The sequence below is a fragment of the Devosia sp. Root436 genome (assembly GCF_001426345.1).
Taxonomy (GTDB): Bacteria; Pseudomonadota; Alphaproteobacteria; order Rhizobiales; family Devosiaceae; genus Devosia.
This window is the reverse complement of sequence record NZ_LMEM01000014.1, coordinates 1-18,556: the sequence shown is the minus strand read 5'-3', so window position 1 is coordinate 18,556 and position 18,556 is coordinate 1. Positions and strand designations below refer to the sequence as shown.

The following is an 18,556-nucleotide window of genomic DNA, read 5'->3' as shown; positions in this document are numbered from 1 at the left end:
CCCTTGAGGGAGAGGGTGGATTGGCCGAAGGCCAAGACGGGTGAGGGGTTGGCTGCCGAGCGCCGCGACCGTGGAGGGATCGCAGACCCCTCATCCGCCCCTTCGGGGCACCTTCTCCCTCAAGGGGAGAAGGGAAGAACTACAGGATCGACTGGCCGGTGGCCTTCCAGTCCTTGAGGAAGCCTTCGATGCCCGAATTGGTCAGCGGGTGGTTGGCCAGCTTGCGGATCACGTCGGGCGGGATGGTGGCGACATCGGCGCCGGCCAGCGCGACCTGGGTCACGTGGTTGGGCGAGCGGATCGAGGCGGCCAGGATTTCGGTATCGAAGGCGTAGTTGTCGTAGATCTGGCGGATATTCTCGATCAGTTCCACGCCATCGAGGTTGATATCATCCAGGCGCCCCAGGAAGGGCGAGATATAGGTCGCGCCGCATTTGGCTGCGAGCAAGGCCTGGTTGGCCGAGAAGCAGAGCGTGACATTGGTTTTTACGCCGCGCTCCTTGAAGGTCTTGGTGGCCTTGAGGCCGTTGAGCGTCAGCGGGAGCTTGACCACGACATTGTCGGCCAAGGCGGCCAGCACGGTGCCTTCGGCGATCATGCCCTCATATTCAAGGCTCGCGACTTCGGCCGAAACCGGGCCAGGCACGATGGCGCAAATCTCCTTGACGACTTCCTTGAAGTCGCGGCCCGACTTGGCGATCAGCGACGGATTGGTGGTCACGCCATCGAGCAGTCCCGTGTCGTAGAGCTCCTTGATGTCCTTGATTTCCGCGGTATCGACGAAGAACTTCATGGTTCCCTCCTAAAGCCAGGTGTACTTGCCCTTTGGGCGAAAGATGTAGCACGGCAAAGCCTTGCCGCAAGGTCAATCGGTAGCGCTATTTGATGGCGGCCAGCATGGCGTCGGCAAGTTCACCCACCCGATCTTCCGGGATACCGGCAACATTGATGCGGCTATCACCAATCATATAGACGCCGTTGTTGGCCTTAAGATGTTCGACCACCGAATTTTCCAGCCCCAGCAGCGAAAACATGCCGCGATGGGCAGCGATGAAGTCGAAATCCTTGGAGTTGGACCGCTGGCGGATTGCCTCGCTCAGCTTTTCGCGCAGGCGGATCATGCGGGCGCGCATGGCATTGAGCTCGGTTTCCCACTCGGCGCGCAATTCGGCATCCTCGAGGATGGTGCGGATGATTTCCGCGCCATGATCGGGGGGCTGGCTATAGGCGCCGCGGATGATGTTGAGCAGCTGGGACTGCGCAATATCGGCCTGGGCCGCATCGCGGGCGACGAGAATGGCGGCACCGACGCGCTCGCGGTAGAGGCCGAAATTCTTCGACCCCGAGAATGCTACCAGAGCTTCGGGCACCGAGGACAAAATCTTGCGCATGCCATAGGCATCGGCCTCGATGCCATCGCCGAAGCCGAGATAGGCGAGGTCGATGAAGGGCAGAGCGCCCGTGCGCGCGAGGCTGCCAGCAACCTTATCCCATTGATCGGGCGTGAGATTCGCGCCAGTCGGATTGTGGCAGCAGCCATGCAGCAGCACGACATCGTCCTTGCCGAGCTGGTCGAGGGCAGCAAGCATTTCGGCGAATTTCACGCCGCGCGACTCGGTGTCGAAATAGGGATAAGTCTTGACCTTGAGGCCGGAATTTTCGGCGATCGGGTTGTGGTTGGGCCAGGTCGGGTCGGAAACCCAGACGGTGGCGCCCGGCCGGGCGCGGTTGACCAGTTGCATCAGCACCCAGAGCGAGCCGGTGCCGCCCGGGGCCTGGGCGATGCGGGCGCGGGAGCGGTCGACGCTATCGGCCAAAGCCAGGTCGAGCACGGCGGCGCCATAGCCCTTATTGCCGGCAATGCCGAGGTAAGTCTTTGTCTTTCCTTGGGAAAGAATTTTCTGCTCGGCCTTTTTCACCGAGGACATGATCGGGGTGGTGCCCTGCTCGTCCTTGTAGACGCCGACGCCGAGGTCGATCTTGGTGGGGCGCGGATCAGCCGCGTATTCGCCCATGAGCGCCAGGATCTTGTCGCCGGGGGCCTTGGTCAGAGTCTCGAACATGATGAGGAGTCGTTCCGGTGGGAGGCGGGGTTGTTATAGGGGGCGGCGGGATTTTTGCAATTGATTCAGCGTTTGAGGCCGGCTTTGTCCAATTCCGCCAGCAATTGAGGAATGATTTCAAACAGATCGCCGATGAGCGCCATATCGGCCAGCTTGACCAGCGGGGCCTCGGCATCGGTATTGATGGCGACGATCTTCTTCGCCCCCTGGATGCCGGCGAGATGTTGCAGCGCGCCGGAAATGCCGATGGCGATGTAGAGATCGGGGGCGATGATCTTGCCGGTCTGGCCGACCTGCCAATCATTGGGGGCATAGCCCGCATCGACGGCGGCGCGGGTGGCACCGATGGCCGCGCCGAGCTTTTTGGCAAGGGATTCAATGAGTTGAAAATTTTCGGCCGAGCCGAGGGCGACGCCGCCGCCGACCACGATCTGGGCGGTGGCGAGGTCGGGGGTGTCGCTTTCGGTGCGGTGCGTGGCGATGAGGCTGGCGGCGGAAACGACTGTGCCATCAAGGGCTTCGATGGGGGCGGCATTGCCTGTCGCGGCGGGGCGGAAGGCTGAGGCCCTGATAGTGAGGATGTGCCGGGGCTGATTATCCGTCACGGTTTGCACGGCGTTGCCGGCATAGATGGGGCGGTCGAAGCTGTTGGGGCCGTGGATGGCGATGACGTCGGTCACCGGCATCAAGTCGAGTTTGGCGGCCAGCCGGGGCATGACATCCTTGCCCAGGCTACCCGCGCTGGACGCGACGTAACGATAGCGGACTGTTAACGTTTCGAGCAGTGCTTCGAGGCCATCGGCTAAAGAACTGCCCTTTGCGGTCAATACTTTAGCGACACCCGCCAGGGCGGATGCGGATTGAGCGATTGCAGCGGGATTTTCGGCGACGACGAGGATGTCGACCGGGCCCAGGGTGCTGACCGCGCCGACGACGCGGGCGGTGGCGGGCGAAAGGGCACCGAGGCCGTGATCGGCCAGAACCAGAACGCTCATCACAGCGCCTCCATGTCGGAGACATCTGCGGCGATGAAGGCGGCGAGGTCGGCAACCGTGGCGACAGTCTTTCCTGCCATGCGCTCGGGTGGCGGGGATATCTTTTCGATCTTGAGGCGTGGGACCAGGTCGATGCCGAACTCGGCGGCGGGACGCACGGCGAGCGGCTTGGAGCGGGCCTTCATCACCATGGGCAGGGCGGCGTTGCGCGGGGTGTTGAGGCGCAGGTCTGCCGTGACGATGGCCGGGAGCGGCAGCGACAGGGTTTCGCGGCCGGAATCGACTTCCCTGACAACCTCCAACGCCTGTCCGACCACCTTGATTTCGGAGGCAAAGGTGGCCTGGGGGCGACTGGTGAGGGCGGCGAGCATCTGGCCGACATGGTTGGAATCGTCGTCAACGGCCTGCTTGCCGAGCAGGACAATATCCGGATTTTCCTCGGCGACCACCTTGGCCAGGAGCTTTGATATGGCGAGGGTTTCGAGCTCGGCATCGGTCTCGATGAGGATGCCGCGATGGGCGCCCATGGCGAGGGCGGTGAGGATGACGTCATTGGCGGTCCTGGGCCCGATGGAGACGACGACCACCTCGTCGCCATGGCCGGCCTCGGAAAGCTGAACGGCGGCTTCGACGGCGTGCTTGCAGAAAGGGTTCATCGACATGCGGACGCCCGACGTTTCGACGCCAGTTCCGTCGGGACGGACCCTTATGCGGACATTGTGATCGACGACGCGCTTGATGGCGACCAGGATTTTCATGGGCTCTCCGGCAAGTTGCCGGTGTCATGGCAAAAATGGCTGGGACGGGCAAGCCGCGCCGGGGGAAATTTGGGCTAGGTGGCGTGGGATTGTTGGAAAAGGGTGCTGGGATCGTGCCACGCCCCTCGTGGTTCGAGGTGCTGAAGAAGCGTACCTCACCAAGAGGGTGTGGCACGGCCTTATCAAAACCGTGCTAGTGTTGACCTGATCGATTGGGGCAGCGAGACTGACCCCGAATTGACTGCTTCGGACCCCCTTCATGCCTGTATTGAATCGTATCGCCGAATTTCATGAGGAAATCGCCGGCTGGCGGCGGGATTTTCATGCGCATCCCGAATTGCTGTATGACGTGATGCGGACGGCCGGCGTGGTGGAGCAGAAGCTGCGCGAATTCGGTTGCGATGAAGTGGTTGCCGGCATCGGGCGCACGGGCGTCGTCGGCATCATCAATGGGCGCAAGGGCGGCAGCGGGCGGACGATCGGGCTGCGGGCCGACATGGATGCGCTGCCGATGACGGAAAAGACCGGGAAGGACTATGTGTCCACCGTGCCGGGCAAGATGCATGCCTGCGGGCATGACGGGCACACGGCCATGCTGCTGGGGGCGGCGAAATACCTGGCGGAGACGCGCAATTTCGACGGGCGGATCGCCCTTATCTTCCAGCCGGCAGAAGAAGGCGGCGCGGGCGGCAGGGCCATGCTCGATGACGGGCTGGTGGAGCGCTTCGCCATCGACGAATTCTACGGCATGCACAATTGGCCCGGCATGCCGGAAGGGCATTTCGGCATTCGCGCCGGCGGCATCATGGCGGCGACGGACCGGTTCTATATCGACATTACCGGCCGGGGCGGCCATGCGGCGCGGCCGCAGACGACGATCGACCCCATCGTGGTGGCGGCCAATATGATCGTGGCCTTGCAATCGATCGTGTCTCGCAATGTCGATCCGCTGCATAGCGCGGTGCTGTCGGTGACCATGGTGGAGGCCGGCGAGGCCGATAATGTGATTTCGCGCACCGCCAAGATCACCGGCACGGTGCGGACACTCGATGGCGGCGTGCAGGACCAGATCGAGGCGCGGCTGGACCAGTTCGTACCGCAATTCGCCAGCAGTTTCGGCGCCGCGGCCACGATCCGCTATGCGCGGGGCTATCCGGTGACAGTCAATGCGGCCGCGCAGGCGGCGTTTGCCGCCGAGGTGGCCGGCGACGTGGTGGGCGCCGACCGGGTGGACGCCGACGTGCCGCCGTCGATGGGCGGGGAGGATTTCTCCTTCATGCTCGAAGAGCGGCCGGGGGCCTATATCTTCCTCGGCAACGGCGACAGTTCGGAGCTGCATACCGATACTTATGATTTCAATGATGCGGTTATTCCGGTGGGGGTGACGTATTGGGTGCGGCTGGCGGAGAAGGCGTTGCCTGTTGATGGTCGATAGTCACGCCAAGGCGGCCTGCAAATAGCGAATTTCTGCGCTTCCGGTGCTCACGTACTGGAGTACGCTCCGCTCCGGTTCTCAAAATCCACTATTTTCGGCTCGCCCTGACGTGACTCTCATCCCATCAAAACCATCCAGCCTCTGGTGGAGAACTCTCCCCGTCCTCCTTACCCTCGCCGTCTCCGCCATTGGCGGGGCGGTTGCGACGCTGCTGCAATTGCCGGCGGGGTGGTTGATGGGGGGTGCGCTGGCGGTGACGGCGGCGGCGATGGCAGGGTGGCCGGTGAGCATGCCCAACCGGTTGCGCGATGTGGCTTTCCTGCTCATCGGCATGTCGATGGGGGCCAATGTGGCGCCGGACAGCTTGAGCCTGATCGCCAGCTGGCCGGTGAGCCTGGCGGGGCTGGTGCTGGAACTGGTGCTGATCATCGCGCTGACCGGCTGGATGCTGGTCAGGGTGTTCAAGCTCGATCCGGGCACGGCCTATCTCAGCTCGTTTCCGGGGCATCTATCCTTCGTGCTGGGGATTGCGGCGGCCGGGGTGGGCGATTCCCGGCAGATCGTCATCATCCAGGTGATCCGCATCCTGATGCTGACCATCGCCGTGCCCATCGGCGCGGTGTTCCTGCCGATCGATCATTTCACGCCGCCCGCGCCGACCAGCTTTCTCGGCATCTGGCAATTGCTGGCGCTGGGCGCGGCCTGTGCCGTCGCGGGGCTGGGTTTCGTGTGGCTCAAGGTCCCCGCCGGCTTCGTGCTCGGCGCGATGGCGGCGGCGACGGCGGCCAAGCTGGGCGGGCTCTATGTGGAAGCCATGCCGGCGCCGCTGGTGACGGTGACCTTCATTCTCACCGGGGCGCTGATCGGCTCGCGCTTTGCCGGGATCACCCGCAGGGAGTTCCTGGCGGCGGCCAAGGGCGGCGTCATCGCCACCGGCATGACCGTGGCCATCGTGACGGTGATCGCCTATGGGGTGAGCCACTTCGTCGACATGCCCTTCGGGCAAATCTGGCTGGGGCTGTCGCCGGGGGCGCTCGAAGGCATGGGGGCGCTGGGGATTGCGCTGGGCTATGATACGGCCTTCATTGCGGCCCATCATGTGATGCGGCTGTTGCTGCTGAGTTTTGCCATACCGGCCGTGGTGGTGCTGATCCGTCGCCGCGAGGCTGCCGCAATCGCGCGGCAGCAATGAATCGAAGGAGATCTGACCATGCGCCCTGCCCTGCCCCTGGCCCTTGCCATTTTCGCCGCCGCCGCGGCACCCGCCCTGGCCACGCCGGCCTGTTCGGGGAGCTTCGGAATGGACCGCGAACGGTACAGCGAAGCGGAGATCAACGCCTATAATCTCGACCTGCTGCGCAGCATCGGCGTGGACGTGACGCGCGCCGAAATGTGGGGCGGCTGCATCCGCGTATGGGTGCGCGGCGCCGATGGGCGCGAGGAAATGCAGTTCTACGAGCCGAGTAACCTGCGGCGGGTGGAATAGGGCATTTATTGCGGTGACATGACCGGAAGATGGGCGCGGGATTACCGGCTGCTTTCCACCGCTATCTTATGCTCACCCTTTTCCCTGACGACAACGCCACGAAGGCGTAACCGTTGGCGCCCAGTTGCAGGCTCTTGCCGGCGAGGGCGGCATGCCGGGAGATGGGGTCGACTTCGCCGGTGACGCCGGTGACCTCCACGGATTGCGGGTCGGCCGAGAGATTGAAGACGCAGAGCAGGCTTTGCTCGCCCAAGGTGCGGCGGAAGGCCAGGATCGGCTCGGCGGTCTTGACGAAGGCGATATCGCCGTCGCGCAGGGCCGGATGGGTTTTGCGCCAGGCGAGAATGGTGCGATAGAAGGCCAGCGTCGAATTGGGGTCGGCATCCTGGCCCGCGACATTGAGCGCCGATTGCGCCGGCTTGAGCGGCAGCCAGGGGGTGCCGGAGGTGAAGCCATTGGGGGCGTCGCCCTCGTCCCAGGGCATGGGGGTGCGGCAGCCGTCGCGGCCCTTGTCCTCGGGCCAGAAGCGGATGCCGCGAGGATCGGTCAATTCCTCGAACAGCAGATCGGTTTCGGGCAGGCCCAGCTCCTCGCCCTGGTACAGACAGACCGAGCCCTTGAGCGACAGCACCAGCGCGGCGGCCTGGCGGGCGAGGTCGGCGGGGGACTGGCTGAACGGGGCCCAGCGCGTGAGGTGGCGCGGCACGTCGTGGTTGGAAAAACTCCAGCAGGGCCAGCCATCGGGGCCGGCCTTGAAGAAGGCCTCGATACATTTGCGGAAATGGGCGGCGGTGAATTGCGGCCCGAGGAAGTCGAAGCCGTAGCACATATGCAGCGTATCGCCGCCGGATGTGTATTGGGCCATCAGCTCGACCGATTTGTGGCTGTCGCCGACCTCACCGACCGAGGTGGTGCCGGGAAATTCATCGAGCAGCCTGCGCACGCGCTTGAGGAAGGCGACGTTTTCCGGCTGGCTCTTGGAATAGCGGTGCTCCTGCATATCATAGGGATTGACCGCATAGAGCAGATGCTCGTTTTTCACCTTGTTGGGTGGATTGTTGCGCAGCCTGCTGTCGTGGAAATAGTAATTGACCGTATCGAGGCGGAAGCCATCGATACCGCGCTCGAGCCAGAAGCGCATGATGTCGAGCACGGCCTGCTGCACGTCCGGGTTGTGGAAGTTGAGATCGGGCTGGCTGGAGAGGAAATTGTGCAGGTAATACTGCCCGCGCGTCGGGTTCCACTCCCAGGCGCGGCCGCCGAAGACGGCGGGCCAATTGTTGGGCGGCGAACCATCGGGCAGCGGATCGGCCCAGACATACCAGTCGGCCTTGGCATTGGTGCGGTTGAGGCGGCTTTCCTGGAACCAGGGATGCAGGTCCGAAGTGTGGCTCACCACCTGGTCCATGATGACCTTGAGACCACGGGCATGGGCCTGCTCGACCAGGCTGTCGAAATCATGCAGCGAACCGAACAGGCGATCGACCTCGCGATAGTCCGAGACGTCATAGCCCATATCGGCCTGGGGCGACTGGGTGATGGGCGACAGCCAGATGCAGTCGACGCCGAGGCCGGCAATGTGATCGAGCCGGCGGATAATGCCGGGCAGATCGCCCACGCCATCGCCATTGCTGTCCTGAAACGAGCGCGGATAGACCTGATAGATCACTCCGCCGCGCCACCATTCGGTCATTGCCGACTCCGTTTGCTGTTGTGCCAAGGCTAACGGGTCGTAACGCGGAAGGGAATCGTGGCGTTGCGCAGGCGTGGATTGCGCGTGTCGAAAAGCTGCGGCCCCGTCCGTCGTCATGGCAGAAGGCCACAGGAGGATAGCATGGTGCATATAGTGCGGGCGGCGGACCGGGCGGTGAGCAAGAGCCGTACGGTACGGTTCGAGGGCGCGGCTTCTGGCACGGACATTTCATTTTTTGCCGTGGACAACGACCCCGGACAGGGGCCGGGGCTGCATACCCACCCCTATCCCGAAACCTGGTTCGTGCAATCGGGGCGGGCGCTGATCGTGGCGGGGGACGAGGAATTCGAGGCCGGGCCGGGCGACATCGCCGTGGTGCCGGGCGGGGTGCCGCATAAGTTCACCAATATCGGAGATGGACGGCTGGTGCTGTTCTGCGTGCATGACGCGGGGACGATGGTGCAGGAGAATCTGGGGTAGGCGGTGCACAAAGATGGCTTGGACAACACGACGCCTTCGAGTACGAAGAAATTAGAAAGCTTTGGGGGGACTATGACAAAATTCGCCATCTTGGCCGTGGCATTCCTGTCCGTGGGTCTAGCGGCATGCCAGTCAGTGCAGTCCAATGTGACTGCGTTTCATACATTGCAGCCCAATACCCCTGAAACATTTTCAGTTCGTGCCTCGAACATCCAGGGGGATAGCTTGGAGGCCACAACCTATGCTGGCTTAATCAGTACACGGCTGGAGCAGCATGGCTGGAGCGCATCTTCGAGCCCCGATGTGGACGTGCGGTTTGCATACGCGATTGATGGCGGCAGAACGTCGATCAGTTCTGTCCCAATCTACGGACAAACTGGTGGTGGGACAACTTACTCAACTGGTAACATATACGGCACCGGGGGCTTTGGCTCCTATTCCGGCACCAGTTACACACCAACCACCTATGGCGTGGTGGGCGTCGCTCCCGTCTCCCATACAACATATCAGCGCGTCCTTTCCGTTGAGATGACCAACACAAAGACGGGCAAGAAGATATACGAAGCCAAGGTTGTGAGTTCCGGGTCTAGCGGAACCTTTGCTGAAGTCGCTAGCTGCTTGATTGACGCTCTGTTTGAAGATTTCCCTGGAACGAGTGGCAAAGCGCGCGCCGTTGAAGTCAGTATGAGTGATTGCGGGGCTTAGCCTCAACTACACCACCGCGCTGATCAGTGGTTCCCCGGCGAAATGGGCTTCGAGGTTGGCGACCAGCAGGGCGCCCATGGCGTCGCGGGTCTGCACCGTGGCGCTGCCCTGGTGGGGGCTGAGGACGACGTTTTCGAGGGCGAGGAAGCCGGCGGGGACCTGGGGTTCGTTTTCGAAGACGTCGAGCGCGGCGCCGCCGAGACCGCCATTCTGCAGCAGGTCGAGCAAAGCGGACTCATCGACCAGCGTACCGCGGGCGATATTGACAAGCATGCCCTTGGGGCCGAGCGCTTCGAGGACTTCGCGCGAGACGATACGCTCGGTGCCCTTGCCGCCGGGGGCGATGATAACCAGCCAGTCGCTGTCGCGGGCCATGTCCACGAGGCTGTCATAGAAGACATGGGGCTCGGCGGGCTGACGCTTGCGGCCGTGATAGACGACGCGCATCTTCATGGCCTGGGCGCGGGTGGCGATTTCCTTGCCGATGCGGCCGAGGCCGAGAATGCCGACGGTCTTGCCGGTGAGTTCGGAAAAGAGCGGCATGGAGCCGCCGGGCCACCTGCCCTGGCGCACATATTGATCGGCCTGCGGGATGCGGCGGGCCAGGGCGATCATCAGGCCGATGGTGAGTTCGGCCACGGCATCGTTGAGCACATTGGGCGTGTTGGTGACGCGGATATTGCGGGCCTTGGCGGCTTTGGTGTCGATATTGTCGTAGCCGACGCCGAAGCTGGCGATGATTTCGAGATTGGGCAGGGCATCCATGAGCTCGGCCTGCACGCCCGAGCCGGCATGGGCGCGGATGCGCGTACCGTTGGCCGCGAGCCAGGCCTTGGGGTCGGGCTGTTCGTGCAGCTTGTGGACGGTGTAGCGCTCGGCCAGGGCGGCTTCGCAACTGGCGAGCAGCTTGCCGGTCTGCAGGATCTCGATGGTCATGGGATTCCTCTTGTTGGCGGCAGCTTAGCGGTGGGAGCGGGCATCGCAAGTCTTTTGGGGATGCCCGCTTGCCGCCGCCGGCCAAATGTGCAGCAATGTGAAGGCGATGGGATGAGCCGTAGACCACTCGGAGCATGATGGGCGACACAGCGCCGTTCGACGAAATGCACAATGCGGATGGCAGCGTCCGCGAACCTTATCGGGCGCTGGCCCAGTGGCTCGAAGAACAACCGGACAAGGCGCTGACGCTGATGCAGTCGGATGCCGAGGCCATCTTCCGCAAGCTCGGGATCACCTTTGCCGTCTATGGCTCGGCCGAGGGCACCGAGAAGGTCATTCCCTTCGATGTCATTCCCCGCATCATCGCCGCTGCCGAATGGCGCAGGCTCTCCAAGGGGATCGATCAGCGCGTGCGGGCGCTCAACGCCTTTCTCCATGACATCTATCATGGCCAGGACATCCTCAAGGCCGGACGGGTTCCGGAAAAGCTGATTCTCGACAATTCAGCCTTCTGCCCGCAAATGATGGGGCTGGACCCGGCCAGGCAGGTCTATGCCCATATTATCGGCGTCGATATCGTGCGGGTGGGGCCGGATGAATTCTATGTGCTGGAAGACAATCTGCGCACGCCGTCGGGCGTCAGCTACATGCTGGAAGACCGCGAGGCGATGATGATCCTGGCGCCGGACCTGTTCCAGCGCCAGAAGGTCGCCTCGGTGGAGAATTATCCGGAAAACCTGCGGCGAACGCTGGAAAGCGTGGCGCCGGCGGGAACGCGCGGCACGCCCAATATCGTGGTGCTGACGCCGGGCATCTATAATTCGGCCTATTTCGAACACTCCTTCCTGGCCGATCAGATGGGCGCCACCCTCTGCGAGGGGCCGGACCTGTTTGTCGATGAAGGCAAGGTCTATATGCGGACCACTACCGGCCCAGAGCGGGTGGACGTGATCTATCGGCGGGTCGACGACGACTATCTCGATCCGCTGACTTTCAGGCCGGATTCCATGCTGGGCGTGCCGGGGCTGTTCAGCGCCTATCGGGCGGGCAATGTGACGCTGGTCAACGCGCCGGGCACCGGCATTGCCGACGACAAGGCGGTCTATACCTATGTGCCCGAGATCATCGAATTCTATCTCGGCGAGAAGGCGCTGCTGAGCAACGTGCCGACCTATAACTGCACCGACGACGAGCAGCGCAACTGGGTGCTGGCCAATATCGGCGACCTGGTGGTGAAAGAGGTTCACGGCTCGGGCGGCTATGGCATGATGGTGGGGCCGACATCGAGCAAGGCCATGCATGCCGAATTCCGCCGCAAGATCGAGGCGCGGCCCGACAATTATATCGTGCAGCCGACCTTGGCGCTCTCGACCTGCCCCACTTACGTCAATGCCGGCATTGCGCCGCGGCATGTGGATTTGCGGCCCTATGTGCTGGTTGGCGATGAAGTGCGGATCACGCCGGGCGGGCTGACGCGGGTGGCGCTGAAGAAGGGCTCGCTGGTGGTGAACTCGTCGCAGGGCGGCGGGACGAAGGATACGTGGGTGCTGGAAGATTGATGATGGCCCTTTCGTACCAATGCCCCGACGCAGCGGCTCCATTGCCTCCCTCCCCCTTGAGGGGAGGGAATGAGGGTGGGGGTCCATCAGTGGCCCAGAAAGCCACCCCCACCCCAGCTCTGCTACGGCCCTGCGGGCCGAGCGGCGCTACCCTCCCCTCAAGGGAGAGGGTGGGCAGGAACCGAAATGCCGAGCGCCATGAGGTGAGCCCATGACCATGCTCGGACGCACCGCGCAGAACCTGTTCTGGCTTTCCCGCTATGTCGAGCGGGCCGAGAATATGGCGCGGCTGCTGGAGGTAGGTTATCGCATGAGCCTCACCAGCCGGCGCGAGGGTGGGGCCAGCGAGCATCTGATGAGCATGATGCAGGCGGCCGAGGTGAACGAGGATTTCGTCAAGAAAGAGCGGCCGGCGGATGTCGATACGGTTGCCCATTTCATGATGTTCGACCCGGACAATCCCAGCTCGGTCTATTCGTGCCTCATGGCGGCGCGGACCAATGCGCGCTCGGTGCGCACGGCTATTACCAGCGACATGTGGGAAGCCATCAATTCGGCATGGCTGGAATTTTCCCAGATCAAGCCGCGGGATGTGCGCGGGGCGAAGCTGTTGGGCCTGCTCGAATGGGTCAAGCATACCAGCCACCAGTTTCGCGGGGCGCTGCTGGGCACCATCCTGCGGGATGACGGCTTCGCGTTCCTGCAGGCGGGTAATTTCGTCGAGCGGGCCGACAATACGGCGCGCATTCTCGACATGAAATATTACGTGCTGCTGCCGCAGACCGAAATGGTGGGCAGCGACCTCGATACCCAGCAATGGTCGCTGATCCTGCGGGCGGCCTCGGCGCATCGCAGCTATCGCCATGTCTACCATGATCGCTACAAGCCGCAGAACATTGCCGACTTCCTGATCCTGCGGCCGGAAATGCCGCGCTCGCTGATCTTCTGCGCACGGTTCATCGAGCAGAATATCGGGACGCTGGGTGCGTTCTATGGGCGCAAGCAGGTATGCAACGAAGCAGCGGGACAATTGCGCGCCATGGTCGAGGGCACGACGATGGACACCATCTTCAGCCACGGCCTGCACGAATTCCTGACCGAGTTCATCGCGCAGAACAACGAAGTGTCGAACGCACTGGCGGACAGCTACAACTTCTACTGACGCGCCAAACTTAGCTCTTGCGCTAAGCATTGCGGGATGATACTTAGCCTTATGGAACAGTATCAATCGCAGCTCGATGGCATTTTCCAGGCCTTGGCCGACCCGACCCGCAGGGCGGTGGTGGGGCGGCTGGGGCGGGGACCGGCCAGCGTGGGCGAGCTGGCGGCGCCATTCGACATGGCCCTGCCCTCGTTCATGAAACACATTCATATGCTCGAAGGAGCCGGGCTGATCCGCACCAGCAAGGCCGGGCGGGTGCGCACCTGCACAATCGAGCAAACGCGGCTGGCGGCGGTGGATGGCTGGCTCAGCGAACAAAGGGCGATCTGGGAAGGCCGGACGGACCGGCTGGAGCAGTTCGTCACGCAGGACAAGGAACCGAAAAAATGACCAAGCTCGACCCGGAACGCGACCTCGAAATCAGCCGCATCATCAAGGCGCCGCGCTCCGCCATCTGGGCGGCGTGGACGACGCCCGACAGCTTTGCCAAATGGTGGATACCGGCACCGGCTTTGTGCCGGGTGGCAGAGATGGACCTGCGGCCGGGCGGCGCGCTGACCACACTGATGAGCGAAAATGGCGGGGATTTCGGCCCGCATCTGTCGGCCTGCTACCTGGCGCTCGAGGAAGGACGGCGGATCGTCTTCACCAATGCGCTGGTGGGCGGCTGGCGGCCGGCCGAGCAGCCGATGATGACGGCGGTCATCACGCTGGACGACCACGACCTGGGCACCGCCTATCGCGCCGTGGTGATGCACAAGGACCATGCCGACCAGACCCTGCATCGCGATTTGGGCTTTTATGACGGCTGGGGTTCGGTGACGGCACAGCTGGCGTCGCTGGTGGAGGGTTAGACCTCTTACCTCTCCCTTGGGGGGAGAGGTAAGAACCCTACAAACTCAAGACATAGAGCCAGGCCGAGATGGTCACGGCCGAGGCTATCGTGGCGATGAGGATGGCGTTGGCGGCGACGCTCACGCCGCGGTTATAGTAGGTGGCGAAGACGTAGACGTTGACACCGGCGGGCATGGCCGAGAGCAGTATGCCGTAGCGGGCCACCTCCATCGGCACATGCAGCACCCAGATCATCAGCACATAGGCGATGGCGGGGTGGACGATCAGCTTGATGATGGCGGCGACCAACGCCTGCTTCCAGTTGTCGCTGAGCTTGAATTCGTTGAGCGCCCCGCCAATGCCGAACAAGGCGGCGGGGACAACGGCCTGGCTCATCATGGTGAAGAAAGCCTCTGCCGGCTCGATGAGCTTGAGGCCAGAGAAATAACCGGCCATGCCGGCGGCAATGCCCCAGATCAGCGGATTGGAGCCGACGCGCTTGCCGGCGGTGAGCAGCGTCTTGCCGAGCGCCTGCCCGTCGCGGCGCATCAGTTCCATGGTCACCATGCCCACGGTCAGCAGGATGGCGCCATGCAGGCCGATGATGGACAGCGTTACCGGCAGGGAATCGGCGCCATAGGCGCGGGTCACGATGGGCAGGCCGACCAGCACGGTATTGGTGAACATGCCGGAAAAGCCCACCGACACCGCCTCGCCCGGCCGATTGCCGAAGAGTTTGAGCGCCACGACGATGCCCAGCACGAAGCAGATCAGCGCGCCCAGATAGTAGGGGCCGATAATGGAAATATTGAAGGCGGCGCGGAAATCGCTGGTCAGCAGTGAGTGGAACAGCAGGCAGGGCGTCGCAAAATTGTTCACGAAAGCGATCAGGCTCTTGATGCCATCGGCCGGGAACAGACGGAAGCGAACGGCCGAATAGCCGAGCGCCATCAGCGCGAAGATGGGCGCAATAACGGTGAGAATGGCGAGCATGACCGGGGATTCCCGAACCGGAGGGACACCCTGCCCTAGCCTCCCCGCGGCGCAGGGTCAACTTGCATCTTGTATGGAAGATTGCAAGGGCGGTATGGCGCCGGAAAACGAAACTCCTGCCTTTTAAAACGAAACAAAACCGCGTACAAACGAAAGATATCAGCAGGAGCCTTGCCATGGCCGGTAGCGACAGCGTCGACATCTTCGTCATCGGCGGTGGCATCAACGGCGCCAGCGTGGCGCGCGATGCGGTGGGGCGCGGCTATTCGGTGGCGCTGGCCGAGATGAACGACCTGGCCTCGGGCACCTCCTCGGCGGCGACCAAGCTGGTGCATGGCGGGCTGCGTTATCTCGAACATTACGAATTCCGCCTGGTGCATGAGGCGCTGGCCGAGCGCGAAATATTGTGGGCGGAGGCGCCCCATATCATCAAGCCACTGCGCTTCGTGCTGCCGCACCACAAGGGCTTGCGGCCGGCGGCGGTGCTGCGGGCGGGGCTGGCCATGTATGACTATATGGGCGGGCGGCGCCTGCTGCCGCCGACCAAGACGCTGGACCTGACGCGGCACGAGACCGGCAAGCCATTGAAGCCGGGTTATCGGCTGGGTTTTGAATATTCGGACTGCTGGGTGGACGATGCGCGTTTCGTGGTGCTCAACGCCCGCGACGCGGCCGACAAGGGCGCCACCATCCATGTCCGGACCAAAGTGACCAGCGTGCGCCGCGATAGCGGCGGCTGGTTGGTGGAACTGGATGGCGAGGCGGGGCGGCAGAGCGTGCGCGCGAAGCTGGTGGTCAATGCGGCGGGACCGTGGGTGGACCAGGTGATAACGGGGGCGATGGGCAGGAACGGGGCGCATCATGTGCGGCTGGTCAAGGGCAGCCATATCGTGGTGCGCAAGCTCTATGAGCATGACCGCTGCTACATCTTCCAGAATGGCGATGGCCGCATCATCTTCGCCATTCCCTATGAGGACGATTTCACCCTGATCGGCACCACCGACGAGGATTTTTCCGGCGACCCCAAGGACGTTCGGATTTCCGACAAGGAGACCGACTACCTGCTGTCGGCGGCGAGCGAATATTTTGTCCAGCCGGTGACGCGGGAGCAGATCGTCTGGACCTATTCCGGCGTGCGGCCGCTATTCGACGACGGGGCCAGCGCGGCGCAGGAGGCGACGCGCGACTATGTGCTCAAGGTGGATGGCGACGCGGCCGATGGCGCGGCCATCAACGTATTCGGCGGCAAGCTGACGACATCGCGGCGGCTGGCGGAATCGGTGCTGGAAAAGATCGAGAGCGTGCTGGGCAAGAAGGGCGCGGCCTGGACCAGGACGAGCCGGCTGCCGGGCGGGGAGTTCGAGCCGCTGGCCTTTGACGCCGAATTGCGGCGGCTGGGCATGGACTATGCCGGGATGCCGGCCGGCCTGCTGCGGCGGCTGCTGCGGCAATATGGGACCAAGGCGCGGGTGGTGCTGGGGAACGCCGGCGATACCGGCGGGCTGGGGCAGCATTTCGGCTGGGACCTTTATGCGGCCGAGGTGGATTACCTGGTTGCCAATGAATGGGCGCGGACGGCACAAGATGTGCTGTGGCGGCGGACCAAGGTTGGGCTGCGGGTGGGGGCGGACGAGGTCGCGGCGCTGGAGGCGTATCTGGCCGGGACTTCCTTCTCCCCTTGAGGGAGAAGGTGCCCGAAGGGCGGATGAGGGGTCTCTTCCTGGCTTCTGGCATGGGATGGCGCGGCACCCCTCACCCTGACCTTCCGCTGAACGCGTCAGGTCGTCCCTCTCCCTCAAGGGGAGAGGGGAAGAACGTGCGGAGGAGAATTGCATGACCGACTACATCCTGGCGATCGATCAGGGGACAACGTCGAGCCGGGCGATCGTGTTCGGCAAGGACCGGACGATTGCCGGCGTGGGGCAGAAGGAGTTTACCCAGATATTTCCGCAAGACGGCTGGGTGGAGCATGACCCGGAGGAAATCTGGGAGTCGGTAGTCTGGGCGATCAAGACCGCACTCAAGGACGCCAAGGTCGGTGCGCAGGAGATTGCGGCCATCGGCATCACCAACCAGCGCGAGACCACGCTGATCTGGGATCGGGCGACGGGCAAGGCGATCCACAATGCCATCGTCTGGCAGGACCGGCGCACCTCCGCCTATTGCGCCAGGCTCAAACAGGCCGGGCACGAGAAAATCGTGACGCGCAAGACCGGGCTGCTGCTGGACCCCTATTTTTCGGGCACCAAGGTCAAATGGCTGCTCGATAACGTGAAAGGCGCACGCAAGCGGGCAGAAAAGGGCGAACTGGCCTTCGGCACGGTGGACGCTTTCCTGATCTGGCGGCTGACCGGGGGCAAGGTGCATGCGACGGATGCCACCAATGCCGGGCGGACGCTGCTGTTCGATATTGCGAAGAACCAGTGGGATAGGGGCCTGTTGGAGCTATTCGACGTGCCGACGGCCTTGCTGCCCGAGGTCAAGGACTGCGCCGACGATTTCGGGGTTACGGACACGGCGCTGTTCGGCGCGGCGATCCCCATTCTCGGGGTGGCGGGCGACCAGCATGCAGCGAGCATCGGGCAGGCATGCTTCCAGCCCGGCATGCTGAAATCGACCTATGGCACGGGCTGTTTCGCGCTGCTCAATACCGGGGCGGACATGGTGCGCAGCAAGAACCGGCTGCTGACCACCATTGCCTACCGGCTCGATGGCAAGACCAGCTATGCCCTTGAAGGCTCGATCTTTATTGCCGGCGCCGCGGTGCAGTGGATCCGCGATGGGCTGAAGCTGGTCAAGCATGCCAGCGAGACCGGGCCATTGGCCGAAAGCGCCGATCCGAGCCAGAATGTCTATATGGTGCCGGCCTTTGTGGGCTTGGGCGCGCCGTGGTGGGACGCCGAGGCGCGGGGCGCCATCTATGGTTTGACGCGCAATTCGGGGCCGGCGGAAATCGCCAAGGCGGCCCTGGAATCGGTGTGCTACCAGACGCGCGACCTGCTCGAAGCCATGCGCAGGGACTGGAAGGGTGGGGGCGATACGGTGCTGCGGGTCGATGGTGGCATGGTGGCATCGGACTGGACCATGCAGTTTCTCGCCGACGTGCTGGACGCCCCGGTGGACCGGCCGGTGATCCTGGAAACCACGGCTTTGGGCGCGGCGTGGCTGGCCGGATCGAAGGCAGGCGTGTGGCCCGACATGGCGGAATTTGCCAAGAGCTGGGCGCGCGACAAAAGGTTCGAGCCTGACATGGATGCGGCCGAGCGCAAGCGGAAGATCAAGGGCTGGGACATAGCGGTACGGCGGACGCTGAGTGATTAGGGGCACGCCCTCGTGGTTCGAGGCTCGTGAAGAACTCGCACCTCACCATGAGCAACCATTAAGTGATGCGGTCCATGGCTTGTCTCTTTGCAGGACCGTGTTTGCGAAGATGACGAGCTTTCTGGCGCATGCGACG

General features: G+C 63.3%; 18 protein-coding genes. 11 read left to right on the top strand and 7 right to left on the bottom strand.

Translation table 11 applies throughout. From position 1 onward, the window contains the following. Positions 1-139 precede the first annotated feature (139 nt). From fsa to ASD04_RS16275, 4 genes are all read right to left on the bottom strand, one after another. Positions 140-793 carry a fructose-6-phosphate aldolase gene (gene fsa, locus ASD04_RS16290; RefSeq protein WP_056259348.1) on the bottom strand — a complete coding sequence of 218 codons (654 nt, stop codon included), beginning with the start codon at positions 791-793 and terminating at the stop codon, positions 140-142. An 85-nt stretch (positions 794-878) separates the two neighbouring features. Beyond that, a complete protein-coding gene (locus ASD04_RS16285) occupies positions 879-2,063 on the bottom strand; it encodes an amino acid aminotransferase (protein WP_056259345.1) in 1,185 nt (394 codons plus the stop codon). 65 nt (positions 2,064-2,128) lie between these two features. Next, a complete protein-coding gene (locus tag ASD04_RS16280) occupies positions 2,129-3,058 on the bottom strand; it encodes an FAD-binding protein (RefSeq protein ID WP_056259343.1) in 930 nt (309 codons plus the stop codon). Next, on the bottom strand, positions 3,058-3,816 hold the full coding sequence (locus tag ASD04_RS16275) for an electron transfer flavoprotein subunit beta/FixA family protein (protein WP_056259341.1): 759 nt from the start codon (positions 3,814-3,816) through the stop codon (positions 3,058-3,060). The genes ASD04_RS16280 and ASD04_RS16275 overlap by 1 nt, the downstream gene beginning before the upstream one ends. 259 nt (positions 3,817-4,075) lie before the next feature. Here ASD04_RS16275 and ASD04_RS16270 point away from each other — a divergent pair, with 259 nt between their 5' ends. The 3 genes from ASD04_RS16270 (at position 4,076) to ASD04_RS16260 (ending at position 6,737) form a co-directional block, all read left to right on the top strand. Then, positions 4,076-5,251, top strand: a complete 1,176-nt coding sequence (locus ASD04_RS16270; RefSeq protein ID WP_056259339.1) for a M20 aminoacylase family protein — start codon at positions 4,076-4,078, stop codon at positions 5,249-5,251. 235 nt (positions 5,252-5,486) lie between these two features. Then, positions 5,487-6,443 (top strand): AbrB family transcriptional regulator, encoded by a 957-nt coding sequence (locus ASD04_RS16265; protein ID WP_056259337.1) that lies wholly within the window; start codon positions 5,487-5,489, stop codon positions 6,441-6,443. 18 nt (positions 6,444-6,461) lie between these two features. Continuing rightward, positions 6,462-6,737 carry a hypothetical protein gene (locus ASD04_RS16260; protein WP_056259336.1) on the top strand — a complete coding sequence of 92 codons (276 nt, stop codon included), beginning with the start codon at positions 6,462-6,464 and terminating at the stop codon, positions 6,735-6,737. A 61-nt stretch (positions 6,738-6,798) separates the two neighbouring features. Here ASD04_RS16260 and ASD04_RS16255 read toward each other — a convergent pair whose 3' ends face one another. Next, on the bottom strand, positions 6,799-8,430 hold the full coding sequence (locus tag ASD04_RS16255; RefSeq protein WP_056259333.1) for an alpha-glucosidase family protein: 1,632 nt from the start codon (positions 8,428-8,430) through the stop codon (positions 6,799-6,801). A 141-nt stretch (positions 8,431-8,571) separates the two neighbouring features. On the opposite strand from ASD04_RS16255, the gene ASD04_RS16250 reads away from it, so the two are divergent. Together ASD04_RS16250 and ASD04_RS19235 are read left to right on the top strand one after the other, a co-directional pair. Then, the gene (locus ASD04_RS16250; RefSeq protein ID WP_056259331.1) at positions 8,572-8,910 is read left to right on the top strand and encodes a cupin domain-containing protein; all 339 of its coding nucleotides are present in this window, start codon (positions 8,572-8,574) and stop codon (positions 8,908-8,910) included. Positions 8,911-8,982: 72 nt separating this feature from the next. Continuing rightward, positions 8,983-9,615, top strand: a complete 633-nt coding sequence (locus tag ASD04_RS19235; protein WP_156461299.1) for a DUF4136 domain-containing protein — start codon at positions 8,983-8,985, stop codon at positions 9,613-9,615. Between the two features lie 6 nt (positions 9,616-9,621). Here ASD04_RS19235 and ASD04_RS16245 read toward each other — a convergent pair whose 3' ends face one another. After that, positions 9,622-10,551 carry a 2-hydroxyacid dehydrogenase gene (locus ASD04_RS16245; protein ID WP_056259329.1) on the bottom strand — a complete coding sequence of 310 codons (930 nt, stop codon included), beginning with the start codon at positions 10,549-10,551 and terminating at the stop codon, positions 9,622-9,624. Between the two features lie 137 nt (positions 10,552-10,688). On the opposite strand from ASD04_RS16245, the gene ASD04_RS16240 reads away from it, so the two are divergent. The 4 genes from ASD04_RS16240 to ASD04_RS16225 all read left to right on the top strand — a co-directional run bounded on the left by ASD04_RS16240 (position 10,689) and on the right by ASD04_RS16225 (position 14,126). After that, entirely contained in the window at positions 10,689-12,110 is a 1,422-nt protein-coding gene (locus ASD04_RS16240) for a circularly permuted type 2 ATP-grasp protein (RefSeq protein ID WP_056259327.1), read from the top strand. 211 nt (positions 12,111-12,321) lie between these two features. Then, positions 12,322-13,272 (top strand): alpha-E domain-containing protein, encoded by a 951-nt coding sequence (locus tag ASD04_RS16235; RefSeq protein WP_244488344.1) that lies wholly within the window; start codon positions 12,322-12,324, stop codon positions 13,270-13,272. A gap of 51 nt (positions 13,273-13,323) precedes the next feature. After that, the gene (locus ASD04_RS16230) at positions 13,324-13,662 is read left to right on the top strand and encodes a metalloregulator ArsR/SmtB family transcription factor (RefSeq protein ID WP_056259325.1); all 339 of its coding nucleotides are present in this window, start codon (positions 13,324-13,326) and stop codon (positions 13,660-13,662) included. Next, positions 13,659-14,126, top strand: a complete 468-nt coding sequence (locus ASD04_RS16225; RefSeq protein ID WP_056259324.1) for an SRPBCC family protein — start codon at positions 13,659-13,661, stop codon at positions 14,124-14,126. The genes ASD04_RS16230 and ASD04_RS16225 overlap by 4 nt, the downstream gene beginning before the upstream one ends. A gap of 37 nt (positions 14,127-14,163) precedes the next feature. On the opposite strand, the gene ASD04_RS16220 is transcribed toward ASD04_RS16225, so the two are convergent. Next, on the bottom strand, positions 14,164-15,099 hold the full coding sequence (locus tag ASD04_RS16220) for an AEC family transporter (protein ID WP_056259323.1): 936 nt from the start codon (positions 15,097-15,099) through the stop codon (positions 14,164-14,166). Between the two features lie 176 nt (positions 15,100-15,275). Here ASD04_RS16220 and glpD point away from each other — a divergent pair, with 176 nt between their 5' ends. Continuing rightward, on the top strand, positions 15,276-16,781 hold the full coding sequence (gene glpD / locus ASD04_RS16215; RefSeq protein ID WP_056259319.1) for a glycerol-3-phosphate dehydrogenase: 1,506 nt from the start codon (positions 15,276-15,278) through the stop codon (positions 16,779-16,781). Between the two features lie 151 nt (positions 16,782-16,932). After that, entirely contained in the window at positions 16,933-18,420 is a 1,488-nt protein-coding gene (gene glpK, locus ASD04_RS16210) for a glycerol kinase GlpK (RefSeq protein ID WP_056259317.1), read from the top strand. Positions 18,421-18,556 lie beyond the last annotated feature (136 nt).

Excerpts from the sequence above, each read along its gene's own strand:
- fsa (WP_056259348.1), bottom strand. The coding sequence starts at position 793 with ATGAAGTTCTTCGTCGATACCGCGGAAATCAAGGACATCAAGGAGCTC.
- ASD04_RS16285 (WP_056259345.1), bottom strand. The coding sequence starts at position 2,063 with ATGTTCGAGACTCTGACCAAGGCCCCCGGCGACAAGATCCTGGCGCTC.
- ASD04_RS16280 (WP_056259343.1), bottom strand. The coding sequence starts at position 3,058 with ATGAGCGTTCTGGTTCTGGCCGATCACGGCCTCGGTGCCCTTTCGCCC.
- ASD04_RS16275 (WP_056259341.1), bottom strand. The coding sequence starts at position 3,816 with ATGAAAATCCTGGTCGCCATCAAGCGCGTCGTCGATCACAATGTCCGC.
- ASD04_RS16270 (WP_056259339.1), top strand. The coding sequence starts at position 4,076 with ATGCCTGTATTGAATCGTATCGCCGAATTTCATGAGGAAATCGCCGGC.
- ASD04_RS16265 (WP_056259337.1), top strand. The coding sequence starts at position 5,487 with ATGGGGGGTGCGCTGGCGGTGACGGCGGCGGCGATGGCAGGGTGGCCG.
- ASD04_RS16260 (WP_056259336.1), top strand. The coding sequence starts at position 6,462 with ATGCGCCCTGCCCTGCCCCTGGCCCTTGCCATTTTCGCCGCCGCCGCG.
- ASD04_RS16255 (WP_056259333.1), bottom strand. The coding sequence starts at position 8,430 with ATGACCGAATGGTGGCGCGGCGGAGTGATCTATCAGGTCTATCCGCGC.
- ASD04_RS16250 (WP_056259331.1), top strand. The coding sequence starts at position 8,572 with ATGGTGCATATAGTGCGGGCGGCGGACCGGGCGGTGAGCAAGAGCCGT.
- ASD04_RS19235 (WP_156461299.1), top strand. The coding sequence starts at position 8,983 with ATGACAAAATTCGCCATCTTGGCCGTGGCATTCCTGTCCGTGGGTCTA.
- ASD04_RS16245 (WP_056259329.1), bottom strand. The coding sequence starts at position 10,551 with ATGACCATCGAGATCCTGCAGACCGGCAAGCTGCTCGCCAGTTGCGAA.
- ASD04_RS16240 (WP_056259327.1), top strand. The coding sequence starts at position 10,689 with ATGGGCGACACAGCGCCGTTCGACGAAATGCACAATGCGGATGGCAGC.
- ASD04_RS16235 (WP_244488344.1), top strand. The coding sequence starts at position 12,322 with ATGACCATGCTCGGACGCACCGCGCAGAACCTGTTCTGGCTTTCCCGC.
- ASD04_RS16230 (WP_056259325.1), top strand. The coding sequence starts at position 13,324 with ATGGAACAGTATCAATCGCAGCTCGATGGCATTTTCCAGGCCTTGGCC.
- ASD04_RS16225 (WP_056259324.1), top strand. The coding sequence starts at position 13,659 with ATGACCAAGCTCGACCCGGAACGCGACCTCGAAATCAGCCGCATCATC.
- ASD04_RS16220 (WP_056259323.1), bottom strand. The coding sequence starts at position 15,099 with ATGCTCGCCATTCTCACCGTTATTGCGCCCATCTTCGCGCTGATGGCG.
- glpD (WP_056259319.1), top strand. The coding sequence starts at position 15,276 with ATGGCCGGTAGCGACAGCGTCGACATCTTCGTCATCGGCGGTGGCATC.
- glpK (WP_056259317.1), top strand. The coding sequence starts at position 16,933 with ATGACCGACTACATCCTGGCGATCGATCAGGGGACAACGTCGAGCCGG.